Below are 6,981 nucleotides of genomic sequence, written 5' to 3'. Positions count from 1 at the left end.
CCATATCGACAGTATCAGTTGTTGGTTTGGAATTATTAAAATAAACGATAACAGCCAACACGATAAGTAGCAGGAAAATCCAAAGCCACATCGGTTTTTTATCTTTAGTTTTTATTTCCGCCATGATAATTAAAGTTAAGTTAAGCAGAACCTGAAAAATAAATCCTTCAAATCCACCTAATAAATTTAGCACTTAAAAAACCACAAAGAAGGCTCTTTCGATCAAAATTTTAACTTAAAGACTAATATCCCATTTGCGTGCGCCAATAATCAAAAGAAATTTCAATATCTTTTTTTTGTCAATAAAACTGAAAATTTCAGACTATTACATACACTGTTTTCAATATTTCTAATCAAAACGATTCACTTTATAATAAAGCTGAGATGATAAAAATGGTACTGTTTCTTTATTGTGATCAGCTCTTTCCTTAACCTCATTGTTATAGCGTGATGGATGTATCCGATAAAAATCCAACAACAGTTTTTCGTTACCCTTTAAGCTATTTTCTAGATAATACAAATCGACATTTTCTTTCGTCAAATTATATCGCGTAACCATATTTCCCCAATTAAACAGTGCACAACCCATAATGGAATAAAAAACTGCCCACGACATTTTATCTATCAAGTAGAAATTGGTTTTTTGAAGTTTGATTTTTTGATAGGAATAAAACAGTCCAACCACACATAAAATCAAGAACAAATAAACGCCCAAACGTTTATATGTCAATCCTAAAGCATCGATATAAATAGTATTTTGAATGGTCGCAGAAAGAACTAAAATGCCATTTAACGCCAACCATGTTTTGGATAGAAAAACTAAATAGTTATTGTTTTGGATAAAATTTAATGCGCCTTTAAAATAGAATAAAATCACTAACATTGCCAGAACAATAGATCCTATCAGCGAATTGATCTGACCGTGGATTTTGGAACTAAATTCAGAAAGTTGTTGCGTGGTTGTTTGAAAATGTTCGACATTAAAAATAATGATAAAGGCAAATAACATGAGATTTAGACAAATTAATGTGATGATGCCACTTATTTTTTCAAAATCAATTTCAAGAAAACCAAACGTTGGTTTTAATTGCTCTTTCTCTTGATGGTTGAAATTCAACCGAAAACTGTCATCCAAATCTTTAAAGGTGTCATAAATTTTTGCATTCCAAAATACAAAGCTGAAGTAAAATCCTAAAATGGCGACAACAATAAAAATTACGATATCAATATCCAATTCAAATTGGTTGTACCAATTACTCAACATATCGCTGGATGCCACATAAATGGCAAAAAAGATGGATAAGATTAAAAAGGGCAATATCAAATACGAAAAGATTTTCAAAAACTTGGTTTTTGGCTTTTCCTTATCATATTCAAACCAATCATCTACTTGAAAAACCTGAACCACGGCCGCAAACCAATTGGACACATTTATCAATGCCTGTGAAAATAGTTTTAATTTAGGATCAACCGTATAATACCTAAAAACAAACGATGAAATAATTACAGCAATAAAAGTTGTAAAAGTAAACAGCCAAGCATTGGACAAACTGCTAAAAATTACGCACAACGCCAAAACGATTGCTTTTTTATCTTTTAAAATACCGGGCTTTTGATAGATATTCAATCCCAATAAAACCAATGCAAAAAAAGAGAGATTGATACCTACCTCCTGCTCATAAAACACAGCAATAAACAGAATTGTGCTGATAAAAATTAAAACTTGTTTTTTCATATTCATTAAATTTAAAGTACTTTGTTTTTCAAAGTTAAATTGTAAAAAAATAAGACAATTATTGTCTCATCATTTTTTCCAAGAATGCTAAATGTTCCTGAAAAGCTTTCTTTCCGCTATCAGTAATCTTATAAGAAGTTCGAGGCCTTTTACCCACAAACTCTTTCTTAACTTCTATATATCCGTTTTTTTCAAGTGCCGTAGCATGGCTTGATAAATTTCCGTCGGTTACTTGCAGTAAGTTTTTCATCTCAGTAAAATCCATCCAATCATTAACCATAAGGACCGACATCATTCCCAAACGCACCCTACTCTCAAACTCCTTATTTAAACCGCTGATAATACCCATTTCAATATTATCTGTATTTTCTATATAAAATAATGCCGTACACAATATGTAAAACACCAAAACCAATAGTCCAAAAAATCAATCCTTTTCCTATCCAAAACAAAGAAATACATCCTAAAATAATTTCTAATAATCCGAGATATTTTATATCAGAATACGTTTGTTTTTCAACATTAATCAACGATAATCCGTAGAAAATCAAAGTCGTTCCTGCAATTAACCCGTACAATTGATGATTCAATAAAGCCAAAACGAAAATCCCTCCTGTAAACAACGGAATTGCCAACTGAATTAAGATTTTTTTGGTGTTTGAAGTCCAAATTGGCAAACCTAATTTTTTACTTTTCCGAATGGTAAAAAAACATCCAAAAAATAATGCCAGTAATAATGCAATGATTCCTAAACCGAATAATTTCGGAATTGCTGCTTCGGCATAAAAGTAATTGTCAATTTTACCTCCTGAATTTGCAATAATTGAACTTGCAATTCCACCTGCTGCCAAACCAACTATTCCTGCACCTATTCCAGAAAGACCACTCAGGGAAATAAATCGAGACGAGCGTTCCATCATCTCTTTTATATGCGCTAAATCTTCAGAAGCTTTTGTATCCATTTATTCTTACTTTGAATTACAAAGTTATTTGTTTTTATCATTCTGCAAAATTTATTTTGAAATATTCTATAATAAACCGCATTTATCGAAATCTAACCTTTTTACCAGTTAAAAAAACCATGATAATTTGGCAAATTCACTTTGGTAAATGCTCTTACTTTATACTTTAAACATTGTTCACAAACTGATGAAATCTTATTAAAAATATGTTTATCAGTATTTTGCATGTTTAAATAATAAGATCAAATCTTCAAAATCAATTTTAAATACAATTAATTCTCATACATCCAAAAACTAAATCAAAAATACCACGATTAAAATAATTGATTTTTTATATTTGCACCGCAAATGATTTTTTAGATTAAGTTTTGGCTACCAACTGAAACAAAAAAGTAATTAAAAGCTTATTTTTAATATCTAAAAATTATAATCTAATGCGCACGTGGCGGAATTGGTAGACGTGCCAGCTTGAGGGGCTGGTGACCATTAGGTCGTGGAAGTTCGAGTCTTCTCGTGCGCACAATAAGGCACCTTGATATTCTTAAAATTTAGGAATATCAAGGTGTTTTTGTTTATATAGACTCCTTCAAACAATTTACCCGCAACTTTTAAACACCAACAACCATCAAATTTGAATATTGGGCAAAATCCTACAACGCATGATTACCATCATCCCACCTAACAACATTGAAATATTTAGAAATTTTGACCGTTTGACAGCCACAATTTAACGTCTCAAAGTTGTTTTAGGATAGCTTGTCCTCTATTTTTGCTAAACCATGAAAACACGTATTGCTATTATAGGTTCTGGTTTCTCGGCCTTATCGGCGGCAAGTTATCTTGCAAAAGATGGCTATGAAGTGACCATTTTTGAAAAAAACAAAACGATTGGCGGTAGAGCAAGACAATTCAAAAAAGATGGTTTTACTTTTGATATGGGACCTACTTGGTATTGGATGCCAGATGTTTTTGAACGATTTTTTGCCGATTTTGGAAAACATCCTTCTGATTATTACCAATTGGAAAAGTTAAATCCGGCATACAGCGTTTATTTCGGAAAAAATGATTGCATTACCATCGAAGACAACCTAGACAAAATTTGCCAAACCTTTGAAAAGGAAGAACCGGGAAGTTCCAAACAACTCAAAAAATTTATCGCCAATGCTCAGCACAATTATGATGTTGCGATTAAAAATTTAGTTTATCGACCTGGTGTTTCTCCTTTTGAATTGATGACACCGGTTACGATCAAAAAAATAAATCAGTTTTTTACTACCATCAAAAAAGATGTTCGCAAAGCATTCAAAAACGATCGGTTGGCAAAAATATTAGAATTTCCAGTTTTATTTTTGGGAGCTAAACCTGATCATACACCCTCTTTTTATAGTTTTATGAATTATGCTGATTTTGGTATTGGCACATTTCATCCCAAAAAAGGCATGTTCGAAGTTATTTATGCTTTAGAACAACTCGCTAAAAACCTTGGTGTTACGATAAAAACCGATTCACCTGTTGAAAAAATTCTTGTTTCCGAAAATCAAGCTACCGGAATTATAAGTCATGACCAAACCCACATTTTTGATATTATATTGAGTAGCGCAGATTATCATCATTCTGAAACTTTACTCGAAAAAAAACACCGTCAATACTCAGAAAAATATTGGGAAAATAAAATTTTTGCACCATCATCCCTCCTATTTTATGTGGCATTTGATAAAAAACTAAAGAATGTGAACCATCATACTTTATTTTTTGATGTCGATTTTGAAGCACATGCCAAAGAAATCTATGACACTCCAAGATGGCCCGAAAATCCACTGTTTTATGCCAGTTTCCCTTCTTTGACCGATAAAAATCTTGCTCCTGAAGGTCATGAAGCTGGTATTTTTTTAATTCCGCTTGCTCCTGGTCTTAAAGATACTGAACAATTGCGAACGCTTTATTTCAATAAAATAATCGAGCGTTTTGAACATATAACTTCACAAAGTGTAAAAAACAACATTCTATTCAAAGAATCTTTTTGTGTCAACGATTTTATTGAGGATTACAATTCTTATAAAGGAAATGCATACGGATTGGCAAACACACTTCTACAAACGGCCTTTTTAAGACCCAAATTAAAGAGCAAAAAGGTAAATAATTTGTATTTTACAGGCCAATTGACGGTTCCAGGTCCTGGAGTACCGCCAGCTCTGATTTCTGGAAAACTTGTTGCCGAACTTATAAAAAAACACCACGCCGTTAAAACTCATGAAAGCGCTATTTGATATCGTTTCTCGCCAATGTACCAAAACCGTCACCGACGCCTACAGTACATCATTTTCATTGGCAGCCAAAATGCTGGCAAATAGTATCCGGCAGGATATTTATAATATTTACGGATTTGTACGATTTGCCGATGAAATCGTGGATTCTTTTCATGAATACGACCAAGAAATACTTTTCAATCGCTTTGAAGCGGATTTGGAATTTGCGCTTCAGGATAAAATCAGTTTAAACCCGATTTTAAATACTTTTCAGGAAACTTATCACCGCTATAATTTTGATAAAGAATTGGTTGAATCCTTTATGAAAAGTATGCGTTTGGATTTACATAAAAGTGACTATCTGACCGAAGCTGATTATAAAATGTACATTTACGGTTCGGCGGACGTCGTTGGACTAATGTGCTTGAAAGTTTTTGTTAAAGGCGATATACAGAAATATGACCACCTGAAAGAAAGCGCTATGCGATTGGGTTCGGCTTTTCAAAAAGTAAATTTTTTAAGAGATTTAAAAGCAGATCATGAGGTTTTAAAACGGTCTTATTTTCCAAACACCAATTTCAACCAACTCGACGAAGCGTCCAAAAAACACATTATTGCCGATATTGAAAGTGATTTTGCTGCGGGTCTAAAAGGCATAAGACAATTGCCTATTGAAGCCAAATTTGGCGTTTTTATGGCTTATCGCTATTATTATCAACTTCTCGAAAAATTAAAAAACACACCGGCACCAGATATCAAATTGGCCCGAATTAGAGTTCCCAATTATAAGAAACTGGCTATTTTGACACGGAGTTATGTAAAGTATCAACTGAATTTAATGTGATTTGAAAATGGACCTATTGTTCTGGATATTCATATTTTTTGGCACATTTTCCATTATGGAATTTATGGCATGGTTTACCCATAAATACGTTATGCACGGTTTTTTATGGCATCTTCATAAGGACCACCATAAAAAAGACCATAAGGGCTGGTTTGAGCGCAACGATCTGTTTTTCATCTTTTACGCCATTATCAGTATGGGCTGTTTTTACTTATGGAATTATGACAATATCTGGTATTGCCTTCCTATCGCGCTTGGTATTCTGGCTTATGGCCTCGCCTATTTTACGGTTCATGATATTTTTATCCATCAACGGTTCAAAATTTTCAGAAACACCAATAATTGGTATGCTAAAGGTGTTAGACGCGCCCATAAAATGCACCATAAACATATTGGGAAAGAGGATGGCGAGTGTTTTGGAATGCTCATCGTTCCTTTTAAATATTTTAAAAAATAACCGTTTCGCCTGTTTTTCGCTATGCAAAATGTTACCCATTTTGATTATCTGATTATTGGAACTGGTCTCGCCGGTTTTCAATTGGCATTAGAACTCTCAAAAGATCCGTTTTTTAAGGATTTTACCATCGGTCTTATTGATGCTTCCGACAAAACTATAAACGACAAAACTTGGAGTTTCTGGGAACAAGGCAAAGGAAAATTTGATGATATTGTCGAAAAAAAATGGTCTATAGCAACGTTTGAATCTAAATCGATCTCTTTAGATATTCCAATGAAATCTTATCAGTATAAAACCATAAGATCCATTGATTTTTATACGTGGGCCAAACAGCATTTATCGTCAAAAAACAATTTCAAATTTATTATAGATACCATTGAAAGTATTGTTGATGCTGAACATTTGCAAGTTATTGGAAAAACCCAAAACTATTCAGCAAAACATATTTTTGACAGTAGAATTCCGAAAGAATTTTATTCACAAAAAAACAACTTCACACTGATCCATCAACATTTTAAAGGTTGGTTTATTGAAACCGAAACACCATGTTTTAAGCCGGAAGCATTTACGATGATGGATTTTAGATTTCAATATAATAACTCAACAAGTTTTATTTATGTCTTGCCATTTTCTGAAACCAAAGCATTGGTAGAATATACGTTTTTTACGCCTTTTTTGGTGGAACCAAAAGTGTATGAAAATGCGCTTATAAACTATCTTGAAAATGAACTCAACAT

Annotated in this window: 7 protein-coding genes and 1 tRNA gene; 5 read left to right on the top strand and 3 right to left on the bottom strand. The window is 32.9% G+C overall.

What is annotated here, in order from left to right:
* Positions 1-349: 349 nt before the first annotated feature.
* The 3 genes from VNJ50_RS00405 to VNJ50_RS00395 are packed head-to-tail and all read right to left on the bottom strand — an operon-like array spanning position 350 to position 2,697.
* Complete coding sequence (locus tag VNJ50_RS00405) at positions 350-1,735, bottom strand: DUF4153 domain-containing protein (RefSeq protein ID WP_325577978.1); 1,386 nt, start codon at positions 1,733-1,735, stop codon at positions 350-352.
* 58 nt (positions 1,736-1,793) lie between these two features.
* Complete coding sequence (locus VNJ50_RS00400; RefSeq protein ID WP_325577976.1) at positions 1,794-2,084, bottom strand: transcriptional regulator; 291 nt, start codon at positions 2,082-2,084, stop codon at positions 1,794-1,796.
* Positions 2,085-2,091: 7 nt separating this feature from the next.
* Positions 2,092-2,697, bottom strand: a complete 606-nt coding sequence (locus VNJ50_RS00395; RefSeq protein ID WP_325577974.1) for a hypothetical protein — start codon at positions 2,695-2,697, stop codon at positions 2,092-2,094.
* A gap of 436 nt (positions 2,698-3,133) precedes the next feature.
* On the opposite strand from VNJ50_RS00395, the gene VNJ50_RS00390 reads away from it, so the two are divergent.
* From VNJ50_RS00390 to VNJ50_RS00370, 5 genes are all read left to right on the top strand, one after another.
* Positions 3,134-3,217 (top strand) — tRNA-Leu (locus VNJ50_RS00390).
* 259 nt (positions 3,218-3,476) lie between these two features.
* The gene (locus tag VNJ50_RS00385) at positions 3,477-4,964 is read left to right on the top strand and encodes a phytoene desaturase family protein (protein ID WP_325577972.1); all 1,488 of its coding nucleotides are present in this window, start codon (positions 3,477-3,479) and stop codon (positions 4,962-4,964) included.
* The gene (locus VNJ50_RS00380; RefSeq protein ID WP_325577970.1) at positions 4,948-5,787 is read left to right on the top strand and encodes a phytoene/squalene synthase family protein; all 840 of its coding nucleotides are present in this window, start codon (positions 4,948-4,950) and stop codon (positions 5,785-5,787) included. Before VNJ50_RS00385 ends, VNJ50_RS00380 begins: the two co-directional genes overlap by 17 nt.
* 7 nt (positions 5,788-5,794) lie before the next feature.
* Entirely contained in the window at positions 5,795-6,244 is a 450-nt protein-coding gene (locus VNJ50_RS00375) for a beta-carotene hydroxylase (RefSeq protein ID WP_325577968.1), read from the top strand.
* A gap of 21 nt (positions 6,245-6,265) precedes the next feature.
* Positions 6,266-6,981, top strand: a 716-nt coding sequence (locus VNJ50_RS00370) for a lycopene cyclase family protein (RefSeq protein WP_325577966.1), incomplete at its 3' end; no start/stop codon positions are given.

It is taken from the genome of Gelidibacter sp., from assembly GCF_035577925.1.
Taxonomy (GTDB): Bacteria; Bacteroidota; Bacteroidia; order Flavobacteriales; family Flavobacteriaceae; genus Gelidibacter.
This window is presented reverse-complemented; position numbering and strand designations above follow the sequence as displayed.